This is a genomic window from Massilia sp. CFBP9026, assembly GCF_034045165.1.
GTDB lineage: Bacteria > Pseudomonadota > Gammaproteobacteria > Burkholderiales > Burkholderiaceae_D > Telluria > Telluria arenae.
In genome coordinates, this window is record NZ_JAXCWH010000001.1 from 246,062 (window position 1) to 268,211 (window position 22,150).

At 68.1% G+C, this 22,150-nt stretch carries 20 protein-coding genes; 7 read left to right on the top strand and 13 right to left on the bottom strand.

Features of this window, described 5'->3' with window-relative positions; translation table 11 throughout:
* The first annotated feature begins 62 nt into the window (after positions 1-62).
* On the top strand, positions 63-1,397 hold the full coding sequence (locus SOM28_RS01055; RefSeq protein ID WP_414675115.1) for an MFS transporter: 1,335 nt from the start codon (positions 63-65) through the stop codon (positions 1,395-1,397).
* Positions 1,398-1,423: 26 nt separating this feature from the next.
* Here SOM28_RS01055 and SOM28_RS01060 read toward each other — a convergent pair whose 3' ends face one another.
* On the bottom strand, positions 1,424-2,578 hold the full coding sequence (locus SOM28_RS01060) for a sugar diacid recognition domain-containing protein (RefSeq protein ID WP_320466895.1): 1,155 nt from the start codon (positions 2,576-2,578) through the stop codon (positions 1,424-1,426).
* Between the two features lie 214 nt (positions 2,579-2,792).
* Here SOM28_RS01060 and SOM28_RS01065 point away from each other — a divergent pair, with 214 nt between their 5' ends.
* Positions 2,793-4,127 carry an MFS transporter gene (locus tag SOM28_RS01065; protein ID WP_320466896.1) on the top strand — a complete coding sequence of 445 codons (1,335 nt, stop codon included), beginning with the start codon at positions 2,793-2,795 and terminating at the stop codon, positions 4,125-4,127.
* An 11-nt stretch (positions 4,128-4,138) separates the two neighbouring features.
* A complete protein-coding gene (locus SOM28_RS01070) occupies positions 4,139-5,284 on the top strand; it encodes a glycerate kinase (protein ID WP_320466897.1) in 1,146 nt (381 codons plus the stop codon).
* Here SOM28_RS01070 and SOM28_RS01075 read toward each other — a convergent pair.
* Positions 5,281-5,757: an Lrp/AsnC family transcriptional regulator gene (locus tag SOM28_RS01075; protein ID WP_123072231.1), complete on the bottom strand. Its 477-nt coding sequence runs from the start codon at positions 5,755-5,757 to the stop codon at positions 5,281-5,283. The two genes, SOM28_RS01070 and SOM28_RS01075, sit on opposite strands and share 4 nt — an antisense overlap.
* Positions 5,758-5,843: 86 nt before the next feature.
* Between SOM28_RS01075 and ilvB the strand changes: the two genes are divergently transcribed.
* From ilvB to SOM28_RS01090, 3 genes are all read left to right on the top strand, one after another.
* Positions 5,844-7,610 (top strand): biosynthetic-type acetolactate synthase large subunit, encoded by a 1,767-nt coding sequence (gene ilvB / locus SOM28_RS01080; protein ID WP_123072230.1) that lies wholly within the window; start codon positions 5,844-5,846, stop codon positions 7,608-7,610.
* A 165-nt stretch (positions 7,611-7,775) separates the two neighbouring features.
* Positions 7,776-9,782 (top strand): TonB-dependent siderophore receptor, encoded by a 2,007-nt coding sequence (locus SOM28_RS01085; protein ID WP_320466898.1) that lies wholly within the window; start codon positions 7,776-7,778, stop codon positions 9,780-9,782.
* Entirely contained in the window at positions 9,782-12,169 is a 2,388-nt protein-coding gene (locus SOM28_RS01090; RefSeq protein WP_320466899.1) for a sulfite reductase flavoprotein subunit alpha, read from the top strand. The genes SOM28_RS01085 and SOM28_RS01090 overlap by 1 nt, the downstream gene beginning before the upstream one ends.
* A gap of 7 nt (positions 12,170-12,176) precedes the next feature.
* On the opposite strand, the gene SOM28_RS01095 is transcribed toward SOM28_RS01090, so the two are convergent.
* Positions 12,177-12,977, bottom strand: coding sequence for a cysteine hydrolase family protein (locus tag SOM28_RS01095; protein WP_414675116.1), 801 nt, complete (start codon positions 12,975-12,977; stop codon positions 12,177-12,179).
* 270 nt (positions 12,978-13,247) lie between these two features.
* On the opposite strand from SOM28_RS01095, the gene SOM28_RS01100 reads away from it, so the two are divergent.
* Positions 13,248-13,838 carry a nitroreductase family protein gene (locus SOM28_RS01100; protein WP_320466900.1) on the top strand — a complete coding sequence of 197 codons (591 nt, stop codon included), beginning with the start codon at positions 13,248-13,250 and terminating at the stop codon, positions 13,836-13,838.
* Positions 13,839-13,850: 12 nt separating this feature from the next.
* On the opposite strand, the gene SOM28_RS01105 is transcribed toward SOM28_RS01100, so the two are convergent.
* From SOM28_RS01105 to narJ, 10 genes are all read right to left on the bottom strand, one after another.
* A complete protein-coding gene (locus tag SOM28_RS01105) occupies positions 13,851-14,096 on the bottom strand; it encodes a hypothetical protein (RefSeq protein WP_148044176.1) in 246 nt (81 codons plus the stop codon).
* A 29-nt stretch (positions 14,097-14,125) separates the two neighbouring features.
* Positions 14,126-16,609 carry an adenosylcobalamin-dependent ribonucleoside-diphosphate reductase gene (locus SOM28_RS01110; RefSeq protein ID WP_320466901.1) on the bottom strand — a complete coding sequence of 828 codons (2,484 nt, stop codon included), beginning with the start codon at positions 16,607-16,609 and terminating at the stop codon, positions 14,126-14,128.
* A gap of 89 nt (positions 16,610-16,698) precedes the next feature.
* Complete coding sequence (locus tag SOM28_RS01115) at positions 16,699-17,070, bottom strand: putative zinc-binding protein (RefSeq protein ID WP_123070165.1); 372 nt, start codon at positions 17,068-17,070, stop codon at positions 16,699-16,701.
* A gap of 9 nt (positions 17,071-17,079) precedes the next feature.
* On the bottom strand, positions 17,080-17,568 hold the full coding sequence (ubiT, locus tag SOM28_RS01120) for a ubiquinone anaerobic biosynthesis accessory factor UbiT (RefSeq protein WP_123070166.1): 489 nt from the start codon (positions 17,566-17,568) through the stop codon (positions 17,080-17,082).
* A 32-nt stretch (positions 17,569-17,600) separates the two neighbouring features.
* Complete coding sequence (locus tag SOM28_RS01125) at positions 17,601-18,488, bottom strand: U32 family peptidase (RefSeq protein ID WP_123070167.1); 888 nt, start codon at positions 18,486-18,488, stop codon at positions 17,601-17,603.
* A gap of 4 nt (positions 18,489-18,492) precedes the next feature.
* On the bottom strand, positions 18,493-19,530 hold the full coding sequence (gene ubiU, locus SOM28_RS01130) for a ubiquinone anaerobic biosynthesis protein UbiU (RefSeq protein WP_123070168.1): 1,038 nt from the start codon (positions 19,528-19,530) through the stop codon (positions 18,493-18,495).
* A 75-nt stretch (positions 19,531-19,605) separates the two neighbouring features.
* Positions 19,606-20,010 carry a ribonucleotide reductase subunit alpha gene (locus SOM28_RS01135; RefSeq protein ID WP_123070178.1) on the bottom strand — a complete coding sequence of 135 codons (405 nt, stop codon included), beginning with the start codon at positions 20,008-20,010 and terminating at the stop codon, positions 19,606-19,608.
* 15 nt (positions 20,011-20,025) lie between these two features.
* The gene (locus SOM28_RS01140) at positions 20,026-20,778 is read right to left on the bottom strand and encodes a peptidylprolyl isomerase (RefSeq protein ID WP_123070169.1); all 753 of its coding nucleotides are present in this window, start codon (positions 20,776-20,778) and stop codon (positions 20,026-20,028) included.
* Between the two features lie 11 nt (positions 20,779-20,789).
* The gene (gene narI, locus SOM28_RS01145; RefSeq protein WP_123070170.1) at positions 20,790-21,473 is read right to left on the bottom strand and encodes a respiratory nitrate reductase subunit gamma; all 684 of its coding nucleotides are present in this window, start codon (positions 21,471-21,473) and stop codon (positions 20,790-20,792) included.
* Positions 21,474-21,486: 13 nt separating this feature from the next.
* Positions 21,487-22,146 carry a nitrate reductase molybdenum cofactor assembly chaperone gene (narJ, locus tag SOM28_RS01150; protein WP_123070171.1) on the bottom strand — a complete coding sequence of 220 codons (660 nt, stop codon included), beginning with the start codon at positions 22,144-22,146 and terminating at the stop codon, positions 21,487-21,489.
* Positions 22,147-22,150: the final 4 nt, after the last annotated feature.

The window sequence follows — 22,150 nt, forward strand, 5'->3', positions numbered from 1 at the left end:
TCCAGAGGCGCCGGTTCAGCCGATAATGGTAAGGTTTACTTGTCAGAACACTCGGAGACCACATGAGCGACACCGCAAGCCGGCCCGGCATGTCCGTGCAAGAGGCCGGCCCGGCCACGTTGGAAGGGGCGTACCGCAAGGCCACCTGGCGCCTGATCCCATTCATCTTCGTCTGTTACCTGTTCAACTACCTGGACCGGGTCAACGTCGGTTTCGCCAAGCTCGAGATGCTCGACGCCCTGCAGTTCAGCGAGACCATCTATGGCCTGGGCGCCGGCATCTTCTTCATCGGCTACGTGAGCTTCGGGGTGCCGGGCAACCTGATCCTGCACCGGCTGGGCGCGCGGCGCTGGATCGCCATCATGATGATGGCCTGGGGCTCGCTGTCGGCCTGCATGCTGTTCGTGACCACGCCGCTGGAATTCTACCTGCTGCGCTTCTTCACTGGTGTGGCCGAAGCCGGCTTCTTCCCGGGCATGGTCCTGTACTTCACCAAGTGGTTCCCATCGCACAAGCGCGGCCAGGTGATGGCCTTGTTCATGTCGGCGATCCCCGTCTCGGGCCTGCTCGGCGGCCCGCTCTCGGGCTGGATGCTGAGCCACTTCGCCGACGGCCAGGGCGGCATGGCGGCCTGGCAGTGGCTGTTCCTGCTGCAGGGACTACCCACCGTGTTCCTGGGCCTGGCGGCGCTGTTCTACCTGAACGACGGCGTGGCCCAGGCCAGCTGGCTCGGCGCCCACGAGAAGGCCGCCCTGCAAGAGGAACTCGCGCGCGACGAGCGCGAACGCCCGCCCGGCGCGAGCGCCGTGCACTCGCTGCGCGCGCTGCTGCTCGACCGCCATGTGTGGATGCTCGGCTTTATTTATTTCAGCATCAAGATGGGGGCGTATGCGATCAACTTCTGGCTGCCGTCGATCATCCGCGAGCTCGGCTTCGAGGACGTCGGCACGGTCGGCTGGCTGAGCGCCATTCCCTACCTGTTCGCCTGCGTGTTCATGGTCATCGTGGGCCGTTCGGCCGACCGACTGCGCGAGCGCCGCTGGCACCTGTCGGCGCCGCTGTTGATGGCGCTGGCGGGCCTGGCGATGGCCGCGCACTTCTCGGACAACGCCATTCTCGCCATGATCGGCCTGTGCCTGGCGACGATGGGCGCGCTCGCCGGCCTGCCGATGTTCTGGCCCCTGCCGGCCGCTTTTCTCAGCAGCGCGGCCGCGGCCGGCGGCCTGGCCCTGATCAATTCGATGGGGCAGGTGGCCGGCTTCGCCAGCCCCTTCCTGGTCGGCTGGATCAAGGATCTCACCGGCAGCACCGACATCGCGCTGTACATCCTGTCGAGCGTGATGCTGGTCGGCGCCTTGCTGGTGCTGACGGTGCCGGCGCGGCTGGTGAATAGGTGAGAACTGCGCGCTAAAGGGCCGGAAGATCAGGCGGGGCTGAGCAGCGCCGACACGTACAGCAGCAGCTTGTCTTCGCTGCGCGCCAGGTCGAGCCCCGTCAGCTCGCCGATGCGGCGCAGGCGGTAATCGAGCGTGTTGCGGTGGATGCCGAGCGTGGCCGCGGTGGCGGCCGAGTTCTCGTGCTGGGCGAACCAGGTGTCGAGCGTGGTGCGCAGCATGGCGCGGCTCTTGTCGCCCGCCAGGCGCGCGATCGGCATGCGCAACTGGTGCGCCTGCCAGCCGCTGTCCAGCCCGGACAGCAGCACCGGCAGGGCCAGGTCGTAATAGCTGAACACCTGTTGCTGCGGCAGGCGCAGGCGCCCCAGCCGGCTGGCGCTGCGCGCGCTCTGGTACGAGACGGCGGCGCCTTCCAGGCCGGGCAGGGCGATGCCCATTGCCAGCGTGAAGGGCAGCTCGCATTCCTCGCGCACCAGCTGGGCCAGCAGGTCCAGGCGCCGCTGCGGCGTCGTCTCGTAGCCCTTGCGCGCGGGGTCCCAGGAGTCGAGCAGCACCATCTCGGACGGGCCGACGGTGGCGGTCAGCGCATCCTCGCGCCGCGCCAGCAGGCGCATCTGCAGGCGCTGGATGTCGTGCAGGGCGGCCCCGGCGTCGCCGCCGTCCGGGCGCGGCTGCAGCTCGAGCAGGAATACCAGCTGCATGCGCTCGAGGTCCAGCCCCAGGCGCCGCGCCCAGCCTTCGAGCTCGGGGCGGTGCGCCGCTTCATAACGGATCAGGTTCAACACGAAGGCTTCGCGGTAGCGCGAGTTGTTCTGCAACTCGTTCGCCAGTGCCGCCTGTTCCAGGATCATCTCGGCCGTCAGGCGCACCAGTTCGCCGAACTGGCGCACCTCATCCGGCGCGCCGGAGAGGCCTACCGCGCCGCATAGCTGGCCGCCGACGGAGAGGGGCAGGTTGGTGCCCGGCTGGGCGCCATGCAGCTTGCGCGCGGCGGCCGCGTCGATTTCCACGGTCAGCTTCTTGGCCAGCGCGAGCAGGGCGCCCGCATGCAGTTCGCCCACCCGCTCGGGGTTGCCGCTGGCGAGGATCACGCCGCTGGCATCCATCACATTGACGTTGAACGGGATGATGCGCATGGTGCGGGTGACGATTTCCTGAGCGAGCCGGGTGTCTAGGATCTGCATGGGTAGGGCCTGGAAGGTGGAACGAACCTTGTGATTATGCACAAAACTTCCTGCGCCGAGGGGCCGAATTCCGGCAAATGATAGTGAAGATTGTGACATTGCACGAAAAATGCCGACTATTTGGCCTTCCGTTTTGTGCGTGTCGCCGACGCCCGATATCCCTTGTTTGGCCGATAATCTTGTCGATTACCCTTATTAGAAATTCGGAGACAGCATGAGCACCACCGCAAGCACATCCGGCATCCAGGACGGCGGGGCCGGCGCGGCCCTGTTGGACGGCGCCTACCGCAAGGCCACCTGGCGCCTGATCCCTTTCATTTTCGTCTGCTACCTGTTCAACTACCTGGACCGGGTCAACGTCGGCTTCGCCAAGCTCGAGATGCTCGACGCGCTCCAGCTCAGTGAAACAGTGTACGGCCTGGGCGCCGGCATCTTCTTCATCGGCTACGTGACCTTCGGGGTGCCGAGCAACCTGATCCTGCACCGGCTGGGCGCGCGGCGCTGGATCGCCATCATGATGATGGCCTGGGGCGCGCTGTCGGCCTGCATGCTGTTCGTGACCACGCCGACCGAATTCTATGTGCTGCGCTTCTTCACCGGCGTGGCCGAAGCCGGCTTCTTCCCCGGCATGGTCCTGTACTTCACCAAGTGGTTCCCGTCGCACAAGCGCGGCCAGGTGATGGCCTTGTTCATGTCCGCGATCCCCGTCTCGGGCCTGATCGGCGGCCCGCTGTCGGGCTGGATGCTGAGCCACTTCGCCCACGGCCAGGGCGGCATGGATGGCTGGCAGTGGCTGTTCCTGCTGCAGGGCCTGCCCACCGTGTTCCTGGGCGTGGCCGTGTTCTTCTACCTGAACGATGGCATCAAACAGGCCGGCTGGCTGACCGATGCCGAGAAAACGGCGATGCAGGACGCGCTCGACCAGGACGAGCAGCAACGCTCGACGGGCGTGCATGCGGTGCATTCCTTCGGCGCCGTGCTGCGCGACTGGCATGTCTGGATGCTGGGCTTCATCTACTTCAGCATCCAGATGGGCGTCTACGCGATCAACTTCTGGCTGCCGTCGATCATCAAGTCGCTGGGCTTCGAGAACGCGACCACGGTCGGCTGGCTGAGCGCCATTCCCTACCTGTTCGCCGGCGTGTTCATGGTGCTGGTGGGCCGCTCGGCCGACCGCCGGCGCGAGCGCCGCTGGCACCTGTCGGCGCCACTCCTGATGGCGCTGGTGGGCCTGCTCATGGCCGCCAATTTCTCGGACAACGCGGTGATCGTGCTGGTGGGCCTCTCCCTGGCCACGATGGGCGCGCTGACCGGCCTGCCGATGTTCTGGCCCTTGCCGGCGGCATTCCTGGGCAGCGCGGCGGCGGCCGGCGGCCTGGCCCTGATCAATTCGATGGGGCAGGTGGCAGGTTTCGTCAGCCCCTTCCTGGTGGGCTGGATCAAGGACGCCACCGGCAGCACCGACGTCGCGCTGTACATCCTGTCCACCGTCCTGTTCATCGGCGCCATGCTGGTGCTGGTCGTGCCTGCCCGTCTGGTCAATCGCTAAAGGAGAGGTCCATGAAAATCGTCATCGCTCCAGATTCGTTCAAGGAAAGCCTGTCGGCGCTGGAAGCCGCCACCGCCATCGAGACCGGCTTTCGGGAAATCTTCCCCGACGCGGTCTACGTCAAGGTGCCGGTGGCTGACGGCGGCGAAGGCACGGTCGAGGCCATGGTCGCCGCCACCGGCGGCCGCCAGGTTGTGTTGCAGGCCACCGGTCCGCTGGGGCGGCCGGTCGAGGCCTTTTATGGCCTGACCGGCGACGAATCGACCGCGGTGATCGAGATGGCCGCCGCCAGCGGCCTCGAACTGGTGGCGCCCGCCGAGCGCGATCCGCTGGTGGCCACCAGCCGCGGCACCGGTGAACTGATCCGCGCCGCACTCGATGCAGGCGCGCGCCGCTTCATCCTGGGCGTGGGCGGCAGCGCCACCAACGATGGCGGGGCCGGCATGCTGCAGGCGTTGGGCGTCGAACTGCTGGATGCGCAAGGCGCGCAGCTGGCGCCGGGCGGCGGCGCACTGGCTCTGCTTTCGCACATCGACGTCTCCGGGCTCGATCCGCGCATCAAGGACTGCGTGTTCGAGGTGGCCTGCGACGTCAGCAATCCCCTGGTGGGCCCCAAAGGCGCGTCCGCGATCTTCGGGCCGCAGAAGGGCGCCACGCCGGAGATGGTCGAGCAGCTCGACGCCAACCTGCGCCACTACGCGGGCGTGATCGCGCGCGACCTGGGCCAGGAGGTGGCCGATATTCCCGGCGCCGGCGCCGGCGGCGGCATCGCCGCGGCAATGCTGGTGTTCCTGAAAGGGCGCCTACGTCCCGGCAGCGAGATCGTGGCCGATGCGGTGGGTCTCGACGCGGTCGTGCGCGAGGCCGACCTGGTCGTCACCGGCGAGGGGCGCATCGACAGCCAGACCGTCAACGGCAAGACGCCGATCGGTGTGGCGCGCGTGGCCCAGCGCCACGGCAAGCCGGTGATCGCCATCGGCGGCTGCCTGGCGAACGACGCCCATGCGGTGCATGCGCACGGCATCGCGGCGACCTTCAGCACCGTCATGAAGGCGGGGACGGTGGCCGAGGTGCTGGCGGGCGCGCAGTTCAACCTGCAGTGCACGGCGCGCAATATCGCGGCCGCGCTCAAGCTGGGCATTCACTTGCGGCGCTAGCCGATCAGCGGCGTATCGACCTTCTTGAGGGTACGCAGCACGAAGCTCGACTTGCTGTGGCGGATGCCGGGGATCTTGTACAGGCGTTCGCGCAGCAGGCGCTCGTAGTCGCGCGTGTCTTTCACCGCGATGCGCAGGTAATAATCGTAGTCGCCCGAGATCAGCGAGGCTTCCAGCACCTCCGGAATCGATTCGAGCGCGCGCCCGAATTCATACAGCGTCTCCTCGCTGTGGCTGTCCAGCGTGACCTGCACGATCAGCTGGTCGTGATAGCCGAGGCTGGGCAGGTCGACCTTGACCGTATAGCCCTGCAGGGCCCCGCTATCCGTCATCCGCTTGATGCGGTTCCAGCACGAGGTGGTCGACAGGCCCACCGTGGCGCTGATCTCCTGCAGCGGCGTGCGCGATTCGCGCAGCAGGATGCCCAGGATGGTCAGATCGGTCGCGTCGAAAGACTTTTTATCTTGGCTCATATCTGGTGAAAAATATTCAGGTAAGGAGTCAATTCTAGCTGAAATTATGAAGCACTTTCATGTCCTGAGTCGATAGACTTCAAGGCATGAAACCACATCCCGAATTCCTCCCGCCGCCGGCCGGCAAGGTCGCCCTGACCGGCGCCGGCCTGTTGCTCGACACCCTGGTCGCCTGCGGCGTCGACACCGTGTTCGGCTATCCCGGCGGCGCCGTGCTGCCGCTATACGATGCGCTGGCCCAGGACGGGCGCCTGCGACACGTGCTGGTGCGCCACGAGCAGGCCGCCGTCCATGCGGCGCAAGGCTATGCGCGCTCGACCGGCCGGCTGGGCGTCGTGTTCGTGACGTCCGGGCCGGGCATCGCCAACACCACGTCCGGCCTGCTCGACGCCCTGAGCGATTCGATCCCCATCCTGTGCATCAGCGGCCAGGTCGCGACCACCTCGATCGGCACCGATGCCTTTCAGGAGTGCGACGCGCTGGGCATTTCGCGCACGGTCACCAAGTGGAATACGCAGGTGCGGGCCACGCGCGACATCGTCGCCACGATCCGGCGCGCAGTGCAAGAGGCGCTCGAGGGCCGGCCCGGTCCGGTGCTGGTGGACGTGCCCAAGGATATCCAGGCGCGCGCGGTGGATGCGGCCGACTTCGGGCGCCAGGTCAAACCGGCCCCGCAACTGCCGCCGGCGGGCGACGACCTGGAAGGCCTGGATGCGGCCGCGCTCCTCATCCGCCAGGCACGGCGCCCGGTGTTCTACGGCGGGGGAGGGCTGATAAACGCGGGTCTCGACGCCTGCGCCGCCTTCACGCGCCTGGTGCGCTGGAAGGACGGGCCCTGCACGCTGACCCTGATGGGCCTCGGCGCCTTCCCGGCCTCGGACCGGCGCTGGCTGGGTATGCTGGGCATGCACGGCACGCTGGAAGCGAACCTGGCGATGCACCACGCCGACCTGGTCGTGTGCGTCGGCGCGCGCTTCGACGACCGGGTTACCGGACGGCTGGCCGACTTCTGCCCGGGCGCGAAGATCGTCCACGTCGATATCGATCCCCGCTCGATCGGCAAGGTGGTGGCGGCCGACGTCGGCTTGCGCGGCGATTGCGGCGCGGTGCTGCGCGGCCTGCTGGAGCGCCTTGGCGGCCTGCGCGCCGATCCGGCCCTGCTAAAGGATTGGTGGCGCACGATCGACAACTGGCGCGCCGAGCGCTGCCTGGACTTCGCCGCGCAGGATGACGTGATCGTCCCCCAGCAGCTGATGTCCACCCTGGCCAGGCGCCTCGCGGGGAGCAGCGCGATCGTCTCGACCGACGTCGGCCAGCACCAGATGTGGGCCGCGCAATACCTGGGCTTCGAGGCGCCGCGCCGCTGGCTGACCTCGGGCGGCGCCGGCACCATGGGCTATGGCTTGCCGGCCGCGATCGGCGCCCAGGTCGCGCATCCGGACGCGCTGGTCGTGTGCGTCAGCGGCGATGCGTCGGTGCTGATGAATATCCAGGAACTGTCGACCGCGGTGCAGCACCGCTGTCCGGTCAAGCTGGTCCTGTCGAACAACGGCTGCATGGGCATGGTGCGCCAGTGGCAGGAGCTGCATCATGGCGGGAGGTATAGCCACAGTTATACCGAAGCCTTGCCCGACTTCGTGGCGCTGGCGCGCGCCTTCGGATGGGAAGCAGGGAGGGTGGAGCATGCGTCCCAGCTTGAGGAGTGCATGGACACCTGTCTGGCATCGAACCGGCCCTTCCTGCTCGATGTCAGGGTGGCTCAGGCCGAGAACTGCTTCCCGATGATGCCGGGCGGGCGTGGGCACCACGAGATCATGCTGGGCAAGGATCGTTGGTATCGCGATACTAAGTAATTGCTCGTATTGAAAATGATTCTCATTCACGATAGGATGCCGGTTTGTTCATGAATCCCGCATGCCATGCCCACGCCCGTGTCCCGTCGTCCGCTCCTGATTGTCCTCGCCTTGTCTCACGCTTTCCCTGTCTTCGCGGCGCCGCAGGAGACTGACGAACAGGATATGCAGGCGGTGCGCGTCACCGCCACCCGCGCCCAGGGCTTCATGCCGAACACCGTGGAGGCGGGCAGCTTCCGTGGTTCGGACGTCATGGACGTGCCCTCGACCGTCAACGTGATCACGCGCGAAGTGCTCGAGCTGCAGGCCGCCGCCGGCCTGTACGACGCGCTGCGCAACACGGCCGGCGTCACGCGCCAGCAAAACGGCGGCGACACCTGGGACCAGCTGGTCATCCGCGGCATCGCGGTCGAGAACCGCACCAACTACCGCCTCAACGGCTCGCTGCCGCTGATGAACTTCGGCCAGGTTTCGATGGAGAACAAGGAACGGGTCGAGGTGCTCAAGGGCGCCACCGCCCTGTACTACGGCTTCACCTCGCCGGCCGGCGTCGTCAACTTCGTCACCAAGCGCGCCGGCAGCGCGCCGGTCAACACCGTCGGGCTGACCCTGGACGACAACGGTTCCGCCGTCGCCAGCGCCGACGTGGCGCGCCGCTTCGGACAACGCCAGGAATTCGGCGTGCGCGTCAACGTGGCTGGCGGCACGCTCGGCTCGCACCTCGACGGCGTCGGCAACGGCAATCGCGGCTTTGGCTCGGTCGCCCTCGACTGGCGCCTGAGCGAGCGGATACGCCTGCGCGCCGACCTCGAATACGACAAGCGGCGCGTGACCGAGCAGGCCGGCATCAACCTGCCGCCGGTGGTGGGCGGCGTCATCGCGCTGCCGCGGCCCGTCGATCCGCGGCGCCTGATCGGCCCGGACTGGGCGCGTTTCGAAACCCGTTCGCGCAATGCCCAGCTACGCGCCGACATCGCCCTGAGCCAGGACTGGGCCCTGACCCTGGAGGCGGGGCACGCCGAGACCGGGCGCGAGCGCAACCTGCCGATCTTCCGCTTCGACAGCGCGGCCAACGTCGCCAGCGGTGCCGGCCGCATCACCGGCAACTCCCAATTCGCCGACGTCGATTCCGACATGCTGCGCGCCGAGCTGGCCGGGCGCTTCGTGACCGGCGCGCTGAGCCACGACCTGACGCTCGGCGTGAGCGGCACCGACAAGGGCCAGGCGCCGGTCTACCAGTCCACCTACACGATCCCCGCTCAGAACCTGTACGACCCGGTCCCGATCCGCAACGCCAGCTTCGGCGCCGTGCCGACGCGGCCCACCACGGCCGCGCTGGATAGCCGCGACAAGGGACTGTACCTGGTCGACCGCATCCAGCTGGGCCAGTGGCAGCTGATCGGCGGGGTGCGCCGGGTCGACTACCAGAGCAGCCAGGGCGCCAACCGCTACGACGTGAGCGAGACCACGCCAATGGCGGCCGTGATCTGGCGCGCCCGCGACGACTTTTCGCTGTATGCCTCGATGGCCGAAGGGCTCGAGGAAGGCGAGCCCGCCCCCACCGGTAGCGCCAACGAGGGCACCCGCATGGCGCCGGGCGTGAGCAAGCAGAAGGAGATCGGCGCGCGCTGGCGCAGCGGCGGCGGCTTCCTGACCCAGTTGGCGCTGTTCGACATCGAGCGTCCCGGCTATTACACCAATGCCGCCAACGTGTTCACCGCCGACGGCGAGCAGCGCTATCGCGGCGTCGAGCTGTCGGCGCAGGGGCGCCTCACACGCCGACTGTCCTGGCAGGGATCGGCCCAGGTGCTCGATCCTGAGTTCCGCGACATTGGCGCCGCCTATGACGGCAAGCTGCCCGAGAACGCGGCGCGCCGCACCGCCAGCAGTTTCCTGGCCTATGACCTGGACGCGGTGCCCGGCCTGTCGCTGACCCTGGGCGCTTACTACACGGGCAAGCGTCCGGTGAATGACCTGAACCAGGCCTGGCTGGGCGGCGTCACGCTGTTCAGCGCCGGCGGGCGCTATGCCACGCAGGCTTTCGGCAAGCGCACCACCTGGCAGCTCAATATCGATAATGCGGCCGACAAGCAGTACTGGGCGGGAGCGGGTACGCGTCTGTCGGCTGGCCTGCCGCGCCTGGTCAAGCTGTCGATGAAGGTGGACCTGTGATGGCGGCGCCCAATTCGCCACGGCGCTGGCGCCTGCCGACCATGCGCGAGGTCTGGTTCCAGCTGCACTGGTTCGTCGGCATCACGGCCGGCACCTTGCTGGCGGTGATCGGCCTGACCGGCGCCATCCTCGCTTTCGAGGACGAGATTGTCGAAGCCATCAATCCCGGCGTGTTCGCCGTCCCGGTCGAACAGCGGTCGCGCCTGGAGCCGGAACAGATCCTGCGCGCGGCCCGCCAGGCCCATCCCGGCGAACGGGTCGCCAGTCTCACGTTCGAGGCGCAGCCCGGCAGCACCGTCGGCGTACGCTTCGCCCCACCGCCAGGGGAGCGGCGCGGCCTGGAGATCCATCTCCATCCGTATAGCGGCGACGTGCTGCCCGCCGTGCGCGGCGCGGCCTTTTTCCAGTTCGTCGATTCGACGCACCGCTGGCTGCTGTTGCCGCGCGCGCCGGGCCGCATCGTGCTCGGCATCCTGGCCCTGTGCCTGGTCGGGCTGGCGCTCAGCGGCCTGTACCTGCGCTGGCCGCGCAAGAAAGACTGGCGCAGCTGGCTGACCTTCAACACCTCGCTGCGCGGCCGATCCTTCCTGTGGGCGCTGCACGCGATCGCCGGCACCTGGGCCCTGGTCGCCTACCTGGTGGTGGCCGGCACCGGACTGTACTGGAGTTTCGATATCGTGCGCGGCACCTTGCAGGACTGGGCCGGCACACCTTCAGCACAGCCGCGCGAAGCCAGGTCAGCTGCCACGACGCGGGGCGAGGGCGGTCTGGCGCCGGCCTGGAATACTTTCGTGTCGACGGCGCCCGACTGGTCGAGCGCCACCATCCGCTTGCCGGAGCGCGGGAATGGCGCCTATCAACTGACCTGGCTTGCACAGGATGCACCTCACGACCGTGCGCGCAACCGGATGACCCTCGGCGGCGATGGCGCGGTGCGCCAGGACGAACGCCATGCCGACAAGAACGCCGGGCAGCGTGCCCTGACCACCATCCGTCCGCTGCACACCGGGACGTATTTCGGATTGCCGGGGCGGATCGTCATGATGCTCGCCAGCCTGGCCTTGCCTGGCTTCGCGATCACCGGCTGGATGCTCTATCTTGGCCGCCGGCGCCAGAAGCGTGCGCTGGCGCGCGAGCGCAGCCTGGCGGCGCAAGCCGGCGCGGACACCACCGGTGCACCGGTCCTGGTGGCCTTTGCGACCCAGGGCGGCCACGCCGAACGGATCGCGCTGCACAGCGCCGGCGCCTTGCGCGCCGGCGGCCGCGCGGTCGACCTGCGCGCCGTGTCGGCGCTGGCGCCGGGCGACCTGGCCGGCTACGGGCAGGCGCTGTTCGTGGCCAGCACCTTCGGCGAAGGCGAGGCGCCCGATTCCGCACGGCGCTTCAGCCGCGAATTAGAGGCATGGCAGTCCATGTTTGAGGGCTGCCGCTTCGCCGTGCTGGCGCTGGGCGACCGCAACTACGCGCGTTTCTGCGGCTATGGGCATGCACTGGACCGCCGCCTGCAGGCGCTGGGCAGCACGCCGCTGTTCCCGCTGATCGAAGTGGACCAGGGCGACGAAACGGCGCTGGGACGCTGGATGCATGCGCTGGGCGAGCTTGGCGCCAGCGCGGGCGAGCTGCCGCCAGCCGGCGAGGCCGCACCATTGTCGGACTGGATACTTCATTCAAGGCGCCTGCTCAACCCGGGCAGCCAGGGCGCGCCGCTGTACGAAATCGCCCTGCGGCCAGGCCTTGAGGCGAGCTGGCAGGCGGGCGACTTGCTCGAGATCGTCGTTCCCGCGGCGCCGACGGCGCCGCGCCGCTACTCGATCGCCAGCGTGCAGGAGGACGGCGCGGTCGAACTGCTGGTGCGCCAGCAGCGTCATGAACACGGCCTCGGCCTGGCCTCCGGCTGGCTCACCGAACAACTGGCCGTGGGCGGGTCGGTGCGTGCACGGCTGGTCACCAATCCCGGATTCCATGCGCCGGACGACGACCGCCCCTGCATCTATATCGGCAATGGCTCGGGCATGGCCGGCTTGCGCGGCCACCTGCGCAGCCGCTCCAGCATGGGGCGGGGCCGCAACTGGTTGCTGTTCGGCGAGCGCCAGCGTGCCTTCGACAGCGTATGCGACGCCGAACTCGCGGTCTTGCGGGCAGAAGGCACGCTGCCCGAACTGGACCTGGTATTTTCGCGCGACCCGGGGCCTGAATACGTCCAGGACCGCCTGCATGCGCGCGCCGACGTTCTGCGCCAATGGATCGACGACGGCGCCACGATCCACGTCTGCGGCAGCCTGCAGGGAATGGCCGGGGCGGTGGACGAAGCGCTGGCCGCGATCCTGGGACGGGCGGAACTGGAACGGCTGATGGACGCGGGGCGCTACCGGCGCGACGTCTATTGAGCCTCCTTCACTTGCCGCCCTGGAGCTTCTGCACGGTCTGGTCGGTGGTCCACAGCGCATTGGCGATGTAGCGGTAGTTGACCAGCGCGCTGGCGTAGCCGTCGCCTTCCGGCGTCTTGGGACCGGCGACCGCATCGCGTACCACGGCCACTTCGAAGCCGCGCTCGAGGAATTCGCGCAGGTGCGACTCCACGCACAGGTTCGACAGCATGCCGGCCAGGATGATCTTGTCCACGCCCTGCTTGCGCAGCTGGAGCATCAGGTCGTTCGACTGCGGGCCGTACAGCTTGTGCGGCGAGGCGACGACGGTCTTGCCGTCCTCGATGAACTGTTTGAACTCGGGCATGAAGTCGGCGCCGGAGCCACGAAAGCCATCCAGGCTCAGGGCGCTGGGGCGGTCGAAGATCCTGATCTTGTGCTGGAAGATCTCGGCCGGGCCGCCGTGCTTCCAGGCGTGGTCGTGCGGGTAGTAATAGTGCGGCGAGATCGACACCACGATGCCGGCCGCCTTCGAGGCCTTGAACAGCTTGGTCAGGTTCGGCACCAGGTTCTGCTCGGTGACGCTTTCGCCGACCACGCCCCAGGCCGCGCCCTTGGCGCTCATGAAGTCGATCTGCGGGTCGATCACGACCAGCGCCGTGCGCTTCAGGTCGAGCTGCATGCCCGGATCGGGCAGGGCTGGTTTGGCGGGATCGGCATACTTCGCTGGGATCTGGGCGGCGGCGCCGGTGGCGAACAGGGCGCCGGTCAGGGTGCCAGCCAGGACGCAGGCCAATGCGCGGCCGATGGTGGATGGTGTGGTGGTCATCAGGGTTCTCCTTGTGGATGGAGCTCCATTACATCCCCGCGGCGCATGGCTCGCCAGCCCACATTTGGCGAGCCTGGTGTCCCCCTGATTCTGGATGGCATTGTCGGCCGAAAACGTGGTAAGAATGGTTTTTCGGACGTGACTGCAGGTGGCGCCGGACACTGACCCAACGCCCGCACTCCGCAGGCTGGGCGCGCGTGACGACGGTAGCCATTCGAACTACGCCATACGGCATCTGCAGGCTGGCGCCGCTCTCGTTATACTGCGCGCATGAACATTCCCCAATCCGACGCCGGCGGCGATTTCCAGGCCCTCGTGGCGGCGCGCCGCAATTTCACGCTGCGGCGCCTGCACGCGCCGGGACCCGATGCGCAAGCGCTGGAACGCATGGTCGAAGCGGCGGCGCATGCGCCCGACCATGGCCTGCTGCGGCCGTGGCGCTTCGTGCTCATCCCGCAAGAGCGGCGCGCCGACCTGGGCGAGGTGTTCGCCGAAGCCCTGGCCGAGCGCGACCCCGGCTGCGGCGAAGAAGCGCTGGCCACCGCGCGCGACAAGGCGCAGCGCGCGCCTTGCCTGCTGGTGGCGGTGCTGCGCGACGATACGGCGGCCAAGGCGATTCCCGTGGCCGAGAAGCTGGTCTCGCTCGGCTGCGCCTTGCAGAACCTGCTGCTCGCGGCCGGCGCCGCCGGCTTCGCGACCGGCCTGGCCAGCGGCGCCGCCATGGACGCGCCGGGCATGCGCCGCCTGTTGCGCCTGGAAGCGCACGAGCGCGCGATCTGCTTCATCGGCCTGGGTACGGCGGGAATTGAAAAACCGCCGCGCCCGAGGCCGGACGCGGCGGATTATCTGAGCAGTATCTAGCTTCTTGCGGTGCTAGGCCCCGCCGCAGGCGCCGCAACAGCCGCCCGCCCGCGCCTGGCGCACCGGGAAGCCCGCGCGCGTGGCCGTGATGTCGATCTCGCGCGAGGTGGTCAGGTCGCCGTCGTACAGCACCCTTACGTAGCTGGCGCCGGCATTGGCCTCGACCGCGTTCACGCCGGGGATGGCGCGCAGCCAGTACAGGATGTGGTCGGCGCCGGGCTGGTCCAGCGCCGTGTCCAGTTGCATTCGGTGTTCCATGGTTGGATCCTTTCGGTGGTGATGAACGGTCAGCCGCAGCTGCCGATGTAATGGCATTCGGCGCAGCGCGCGCAGCCGTCGACCTTGTGCAGGGCGCGGGCGCCGCATTCCGGGCACTTGGCGGCGGCCGTGCGCGGCTCGGCGGCGATGTTTTCGGCAAGCGGCGCCGGCGTGGCTTCTTCATGGTCCGCCGCGCGCGCCGCCAGCGCGCGGTCGAGCTGGTCGACCGGCACCTGGTTGCCCCAGGTGTCCAGGAAGCCGCGCCGGATCAGCATCCGCTGCAGCATGAAGGCGATCGCCGCCACTTCGGAATCGTGGTAGACCGGCACCTGCACGCCGTCCTCGCGGACCAGGTGGCCGCAGCGCACCGGCCCTTTTTCCCACACCACCTCGCGCATGTCGGCCAGGGCCTTGGCCACCGGGCTGCCGGCGCGCGCCGCCAGCGACAGCAGGCGCATGGTCGAGGTGATCCACTGGTGGCCGTCGCTGCGCTGGTTGGCCGGCATGAAGAATTCGAAGGGACGCTCGATGGTCACCGGGCGCCCGTCGTGCAGGCCCTCCACGCGCAGGAAGCTGATGGTCAGGTAGACCGCCTTCTTGCCCTCCTGGGTGGTGTACTCGACTTTCGAGGTGAGCGATTCCAGCTCGCCCAGCGGGCGCGACTCGAAGCGCTTGCGCAGTGGATCGTCGTCGGACGGCGCGGGCGACGTCGAAGCCGGAGCCGGCGCTCCCACGCTCAGCACGCTGCCGGTGACGCTGTTGGGACGGTAAGTGGCCAGGCCTTTCAGGCCGGCGCGCCAGGCTTCGGTGTACAAGTCCTTGAACTCGGCATAGGGATAATCGGCCGGCACGTTGACGGTCTTCGAGATCGCCGTGTCGACGTAGGGCTGCACCGCCTCCATCATGCGCAGGTGGTCGAGCGCCGACATCTCGAGCGCGGTGACGAATTGCGGCGGCAGCGGCTCACCGTCGGCCTGGAGACCGAGGTGACGATACAGGCGCCAGGCGTGGTCTGCCACTTCATAGGTGCGGATGGAGTCGTCCGGCATGCGCTTGCGGCGCTGGTAGACCCAGGAGAAGGCCGGCTCGATGCCGTTCGAGGCATTGTCGGCGAAGGCCAGCGAGATGGTACCGGTCGGCGCGATCGACAGCAGGTGCGAATTGCGGATGCCGTGGCGCGCGATGTCTTCGCGCAGCGCATCCGGCAGGCGGGCGACGAACTGGCCGGCCAGGTAGCGCTCGGCGTCGAACAGCGGGAACGGACCCTTCTCGCGGGCCAGCGCGATCGAGGCCGCATAGGCGGCGTTGCGCAGCTCGCGCGCGATGCAGGCCGCCATGGCGCGGCCTTCCGGCGCGTCGTAGCGCAGGCCGAGCATCACCAGGGCGCTGCCCAGGCCCATGAAGCCCAGGCCGATGCGGCGCTTGCTGGCGCCTTCCTCGGCCTGTTGCGGCAGCGGCCACTGGTTGGCGTCGAGCACCAGGTCGAGGATGCGCACGCCGATCGCGGCGACTTCGCGCATGGTGTCGAAGTCGAAGGCGGCGCCGGGGGTGAAGGGCTGGCTGACGAAGCGGGTCAGGTTGAGCGAACCGAGATCGCAGCAGCCATACGGTGGCAGCGGCTGCTCGCCGCAGGGATTGGTGGCCGCCAGCCGCTCGCACCAGTACAGGTTGTTCTCCGCGTTCATGCGGTCGATGAACAGCACGCCCGGCTCGGCGTGGTCGTAGGTCGAACCGACCACCTTGTCCCACAGCGTCCGGGCCGGCACGCTGCGATAGACCCACAGGCCGTCGTCGCGCTGGAAGGCGCCGGCATCGATGGCGTCCTGGGCCGGCGGGGCGCGGTGCACCAGCTCGACGGCTTCGTCGGCCAGCACCGCTTCCATGAAGGCGTCGCTGACGCCCACCGACAGGTTGAAATTGCTGAAGGCCCCGCCGTCCTTGGCGGCGATGAAGCGCTCGATATCGGGATGGTCGATGCGCAGCACGCCCATTTGGGCGCCACGGCGGGCGCCGGCCGATTCGACCGTGCGGCAGGAAGCGTCGAACACTTCCATATACGACACCGGGCCGGAAGCGCGCGAGTGCGTGCCTTTGACCAGGCTGCCGGCCGGGCGGATCGGGCTGAAATCGTAGCCGACGCCGCCGCCGCGGCGCATGGTCTCGGCGGCTTCCGCCACCGCCGTATAGATGCCGGGCAGGCCGTCGGTGTCGCCGGTGATCGAGTCGCCCACCGGCTGCACGAAGCAGTTCATCAGGGTGGCCTTGATGCCCAGGCCAGCGGCGGAATTGATGCGGCCGGCCGGCACGAAGCCGTGTTCCTGGGCCCACAGGAAGCGCTGCTCCATCTCGGCGCGCAGGGCTTGCGGCTCATGGCTTGCCAGCGCATGCGCCACGCGGGCGCGCACTTCCTCGATCGAGGTTTCCAGGCCGCGCGCGTATTTTTCGCGCAGGACGTCGGTCGATACCTCTTGTGGAGGCATGGCCGCGGTAAACAGGTGGTCTTTGGCGTTCATCGAATTCTACGGATCGTGGATCGTTCGATCCTGTGGGTTAGGTGTTCGTCCACTATCCGCGCTTCGGGCGCCCGGCGCCTTAAACCGGTTCAAGATTCCGACAGCGTTCCCAGGTCTTGCGCGATCAGCGCCGTCATCGTGCGCGCCTGGTCCGGATCGACGTCATGGTGAAAGCGCTTCTTGACGCCGTGTTCGGCCAGCTGCCAGTGCAGGTCCGGCTCGATACCGTGCCGCGCCAGGCAGCTGCGGGCGCACAGCAGCGGGCAGCCGTCGATCACGGCCAGCGGCCGGCCGGATCGCGCCAGCTTGAGGATCGGCTTGACGTCGCCGCCGATGCCGGCGATGCAGGACATCTCGGCCACGCCCATGCGGTCCAGTTCGAGGGCGACCTGGTTGGCGGTCTGGGCGGCGCTGGAACAGCCCGAGCACGAGTACACGATGGGAAAAGTCGACTTGTCCATGATGGCCTTTCAATGGGGATGGGGCGGCGCGCCGGGGCGCCGCGGGATGAGCGACGCCAGCACCCGGTGCGGCGCCAGCCGGGCCGGGTCGAACACCGGGCCGTCGATCGCGTCGAGCGTGTTCTTGATCGTCAGCCCGAGTTCGGTGTCGCCTTCCATCAGCAGGCGGCGGCTGAAGAACAGGGTGTCCGGATCTTCCTTGCGCGCCGCCAGCTGGGCGAAGTCGTGCAGGCTGGCGCTGATGGTGAGGTCGGGCGCCTGGCTGCGCGCGGCCGGTCCGAAGGCGCTGCCGCTCCAGACGAAGTCGAAGGCGAGGCCGGCATCCGGCGCGCACAGGCGCAGGCGCTTGCCGCGCAGGGCGGCGCGCACGTCGTCGGGAAGGTGGCGCACCAGCGCGAGGTTGAGTGCGGTGGCGAACAGGCGCGAGCCGGGGGCGGCCGGCAGCAGCGACAGCAGACGCTTGACGGGCGCGGGCAGGGGATGCGATTCAGGGTGCATGGTGGTTCCTTGTCGTGTGGTCAGGCGGCGGGTCAGGCAGCGATGCGCTCGAGTCCCGGCCGGCCATGCCAGAAGCCGTCGCAGGCTTCGGCCGGCATCAGGGGCGCCATGCGCGCCGTCGCATCGCCAGGGGCAATGGCGCCGTCCAGGGCGGCGCGCACCAGGGCCACGATGGCGGGCATATTGTTCGCTTGCGGGCTGAGACGCACCACGTCCACGCCCATGGCGCGCATGGCATCGAGCTCGCCCACCAGGTTGTAGACCAGCGCCGACTGGGTCTGGATGCCGTTCAGCACCAGGAAGGATTGTTTTTCTCGGGTCTGCATCACCAGCCCGTCCGGATGCTCGATGCAGCTGAAGCGGCAGTCGTCCTTCGGCAGGTTGCGCTGGCGCGCGGTGAAGCAGCGCGCCGAGAAGGCGAGCGGCAGGCGGCCATAGGCGAATACCTCGGTCTCCAGGCCGTCCGGGCGATCTGCCAGCAGCGCGGCCAGGCCGGTGCGCGACATCTCGAGCGGCATCACCCAGCGGGTGGCGCCCAGGCGCGCCACGATGTCGAGCGACTGGGCGCTGTACAGGTTCAGGTGCGGGCCGGCCACGAAGGGCTGGCCGCTCATGCAGTTGACGGCGCCCATGTCGTTGGCCTCGACCAGGAAGCGGCCATTGGCGGCGACGCGGCGCATGGCGCCGAGGTCGGAATGGGATTCGATCAGCACCTGGGTCGACAGCACCACCTGCTTGCCGGCCCCCTGCAGCAGCTCAGCCAGGGCCAGCCAGTCGGGCAGGCGCAGTTCATGGCGGCGCGAGCATACGGCTTCGCCGAGATGGATGATGTCGACCGGGCTGTTGGCGAGCGCCTCGTAGAAGGCGAACACGGTGGCGCGCGGCCAGTAGTACTGGATGGGGCCAAGAGAGATCTTCATATTTTTATTTCCAGGGACGGTGATAGGCGCCCAGCGTGTGCTGCCGGCCTTCGGCCACCTTGTCGAGCTCCGCCATCCAGGCTGGCTTGAGCGAGAAACGCTGGCCCGACAGGCAGGTGTCGATCGCCTCGCGCCAGACCCGCGTCACCTGGGCCACATAGGCCGGGCTGCGCTGGCGGCCCTCGATCTTGATCGCGCGTGCGCCGAGAGCGGCCAGATGCGGCAGTATCTCGAGCGTGTTCAGGCTGGCCGGCTCCTCGACCGCGTAATAGGTCTCGTCGCCGACGTCGAAGCGGCCCTTGCACAGGGTCGGATAGCCGGCATGTTCGCCATGGTCGTAGCGGTCGATCAGCACCTCGTTCAGGCGCGCTTCCAGTCCCTTGGGTGTGTGCTGCCAGCGCACCGCCTTGGCCGGTGAGCAGACGCCGTGGGTATTCGGCGATTCGCCCGTCACATAGGACGACAGCTGGCAGCGGCCTTCGACCATCACGCACAGGCTGCCGAAGCCGAACACTTCGATCTCGACCGGCGTGCGGCCTATCAGGTGCTCGACCTGACTCAGGGACAGCACGCGCGGCAGCACCGCGCGTACGATGCCGAAGTGGCGGTGATAGAAATCGATGGCTTCCAGGTTGGTGGCCGAACCCTGTACCGACAGGTGCAGGCGCAGCCCGGGATGGACGCGCGCCGCGTATTCCATCAGGCCGGGATCGGCCAGGATGACGGCGTCGATGCCGAAGTCGGCGGCGCGGTCGATGGCGGCGCGCCAGGCATCCCAGCCGGCCGCCTGGGGATAGGTGTTCAGGGCCAGGAAGACCTTGCGGCCGCGCCGGTGGGCATAGTCTATCCCGGCGCGGATGGCATCCTCGCCGAAGTTCAGGCCGGCGAAGTTGCGGGCATTGGTGGCGTCGCGAAAGCCGAGGTAGACGCAGTCGGCGCCGTTGTCGACGGCGGCCTTGAGGGCGGGCAGGCTGCCGGCGGGGCAGACCAGTTCAATGGGTGGGCGGATGGTGGCGGGGAGTTCGGCAGGTGTCGGTGTCATGGGCGATGCAGGTTGATGGTGCGTGCCGTGACTGTAGCGACCCGGGGTTCCGGGCGCATTGAACTGGTTCAAGGACTACGTGAGCCGCAGCACCTTGCCATCGGCATCGAACGCCAGGAAGCGTTCGATGGCGCCGCGGTGCACGGCATCGATCATCATCTTGAGCGCGCGTTCGACATCCGGAGCGGTGGGCAGGGCGCCGTCGATGCCCGGCAGGGCGGCGACGAAGGCGACGTCCCATGGCTGGCCGGTCTGCTGCGATTCGCGCGCCAGCGTGGCGAAGTCCGGCAGTTCGTCGACCGCCTTGTCGACGCACATGACGGGCGCCAGCGCCCCGCCCTGGCCGGCCTCGAAACGCTTCTTCTGGCCCGGTGTATGGTTGAGCGGCAGCTCGCGCGCGGCGAAGACGAGCAGCAGCCGTTGCGGCTCGTCCTGGGCGCGTGCGGCCAGGAGAAAATCGTTGAAGTCGGTGATCTGCATGGTCAAGTCGTCCCCTTACTGCACCAGCGGCGTGGCGGCGCCTTCGAGCGTGACGCCCTGGACGTCGGCGCGGCCCACCAGCAATTGCAGGTACTGGTGCACGCCGCGTTGCCAGGCCGCGGTGGCCAGGTAGTCGGCGATCCGCTCGCGCACCGCCTCGAATGGCAGCAGGCGGCCCGCGACCCGGCGCTGCACCTGCACGATGTGCAGGCCGAAGCGGGTCTCGACCGGGCGCTCGGCCAGCCGGCCTTGTTCCAGGCGGAAGACGACGGCGTCGAACTCGGGCACGCACTGGCCGCGCGCCAGCTGGCCCAGGCTGCCGCCGACGGCGCCGGACGGGCAGTTCGAGTACTGGCGCGCCAGTTCGTCGAAGCGTTCGGGCGCCGCCTTGAGTGCCGCCAGTACCGACTCGGCCGTCTCGCGCAACAGTTCGAGCGGCGCGTTGGGCGTCACCTGGAACAGAATGTGGCGCGCCTCGACCAGTTCGCCGTTAGTGAATTGCTGTGGATTGGCGGCGTAGTAACGAGAGCAGGCGGCATCGTCGGCCTGCGGCACTTTCACTTTGCTCGCCAGCAGCGCTTCGATGCACGCATCCTCGTCCTCGCCCAGCATGCACAGGCCGAGGCGGTCGGCCTCTTGCAGCAGCAGGGTGCGCAGCACCACTTCGTGCACCGACTGCTTGAGCGGGTTGGCGGCATGCTGGTGGTGCGCCAGTTCGCGTTCGATGACGTGGTCGTCGATGTCGACGCCGTTGACGGACAGTCCCATGATGCAGCTCCTTAACGTGGACGGACCAGCTGGAAGGCGCGGCCCAGGTAAGCCAATGCGCCGAAGCCGCTCCATACGTGCACCAGGCGGGTGAATGGGAAGATCACGAACAGCGACATGCCCATGAACAGGTGCAGCTTGAAGACGATCGGGGCCTCGGCCACATAGGACGCCGCGTCGCCGCGGAAGGTCACGATGTGCTGGGCCCAGCGCATCAGGCTGACCATGGTCTCGCCGTCGAGGTGGTCGAAGGAAGTGAAGATCGAGCCCAGGCCCAGCAGCAGGGTGGCCAGGATCCACAGCAGCACGATCTTGTCCTTGAAGGTGGTGACGCGGCGCAGGCGGTCGGAGGTGAAGCGGCGCACCAGCAGCATGGTGATGCCCACCAGGCAGATCAGGCCCATCACGCCGCCGCCGGCCATGGCGACGATCTGCTTGGTGCTGTGGGCAATGCCCATGGTGTCCCATACCCAGACCGGGGTGAGCAGGCCGACGGCGTGGCCGAACAGCAGGCCAATGACGCCGATGTGGAATAGCGCCGAGCCCCAGCGCAGGCTGCCCCGGTGCAGCACCTGGGTCGATTCGGATTTCCAGCTGTACTGCTCGCGGTCGAAGCGGATCAGGCTACCGAGCAGGAAGATCGCCAGCGCGATATAGGGATAGATCCCGAAGAAGAATTGGTTCACGTAGTCCATGATGGTCTCCTGTTCAGGCGGATACCGGGGCGCGGTGCGCGCCTTGCGGGTAGAAGTTGATCGGTTGCGCGCCACCTGGCGCGTGCTTGAGGAGCGGCTCGACGCCATCGGCACCGGGGCCGAAGGTCTCGAGCGCCTCGTCCATGTCCTTGATCGGCGGTTCGGAGAGTTCCTCCGCTAGCACGGGGCTGAGCTGTTCCAGCACGTCGAACACGCAGGCGTAGACGTTGCCGTTGGCGGCCAGCTTGTTGCCGATATGGGCCAGCACGTGGACGGCGTCGCCCAGCAGCGGGCCGGCGTCAAGCTCGCCTTCGAGCTGGGACAGGAACTCGAGGAACAGCGGCACGAAGTCGGGCAGTTCGTCGCCCTCCATCTGCAGGCCATGCTTCTTGTATTCCTCCATCAGGTCGACCATGGCCTGTCCGCGGTCGCGCGACTCGCCGTGGATGTGCTCGAACAGGTGCAGCGAGTGCGAGGGCGTGCGATCGAAGGTCTGCACGTAGTACTGCTGCAGCGTGATCAGGTCTTCGTTCGCCAGATGGGTCAGCAGCGGCCGCAGGGCGGCGCGCATGCCGGGCCTGGCGTCAAGGCCGGCTTCCATCTCGGGCAGTGCGGCGACCAGCTCCGGCTCGGGGTAGAGCAGCAGGGCGGAAAGGATGCGGTAGTGTTTCATGATG